Source organism: Mesorhizobium sp. M6A.T.Ce.TU.016.01.1.1, from assembly GCF_003997065.1.
Lineage (GTDB): Bacteria > Pseudomonadota > Alphaproteobacteria > Rhizobiales > Rhizobiaceae > Mesorhizobium > Mesorhizobium mediterraneum.
On the sequence record NZ_RZTJ01000017.1, the window covers coordinates 130,027 to 130,814 of the forward strand.

1 protein-coding gene and 1 pseudogene are annotated in these 788 nt (G+C 64.1%); both read right to left on the minus strand.

The window, feature by feature from the left end:
- Positions 1-572: pseudogene (locus tag EOC94_RS25525) on the minus strand (galactose-1-epimerase); the annotation flags it as partial.
- Positions 573-657: 85 nt separating this feature from the next.
- A partial coding sequence (locus tag EOC94_RS25530; RefSeq protein WP_127294222.1) for an aldehyde dehydrogenase family protein occupies positions 658-788 on the minus strand: 131 nt, incomplete at its 5' end.

Genomic DNA, 788 nt, shown 5'->3' on the forward strand with positions numbered 1-788 from the left:
TGGTCGAGAATGTCGCCGGCGCCGCCGTCATCCAGGTTGAAATAGGAATGCTGGGTGAGGTTGCACAGCGTCGGCTCCTCGCAGGTGGCGGTCATCTCGACGCTGAGCGTGCCGGGGATTTTCAGCCGGTAGGTGCAGGTCACGTCGAGCGCGCCGGGAAAGCCCATCGTGCCGTCGGGATCATGCAAGGTCAGGGTGACAAAATCCCTGCCATGCAGCGAAACCTCCCATGGCCGGTGGGAAAAACCTTGCGAGCCGCCATGCAGCGTGTGCTTGTCGAGGAAGTTGCGCTCGGTCTGGTAGCGCTGGCCAGCGATGGTGAAGCGGCCATCGCGGATGCGGTTGGCATAGCGTCCGACGACGGCGCCGAAGAAGGCCGTGTCCGTCTCATAAGGTTCGAAACTGTCATAGCCGAGCACCAGCGGCGCATCGTGCCCGGCCAGGCGCAGATCCTGGATGATGGCGCCCAGCCCGATGATGTTGGCGGTTAGACCGCCGCCGCGGATGGTGAAGCGGCGGACGGCCTCGCCCGTCTGCGTCGTGCCGAAGACCTCGCCGTCCTTCATCGCCATGCCCGAAACGCCAGTTGGTTGATCGATCCCCGCCTGACCTCTCGGGCCGGCTTGGGTCCATTGATGGTCAACAGACCCTGCCCAATCAGAGGCCGAGGCCGCCGATGCAGACATATTTGGTGTCGAGATAGTCCTCGATGCCCTGATGTCCGCCTTCCTTGCCGAGGCCCGATTCCTTGACGCCGCCGAACGGCGCCTCAGGCGTGGTGATGAGGC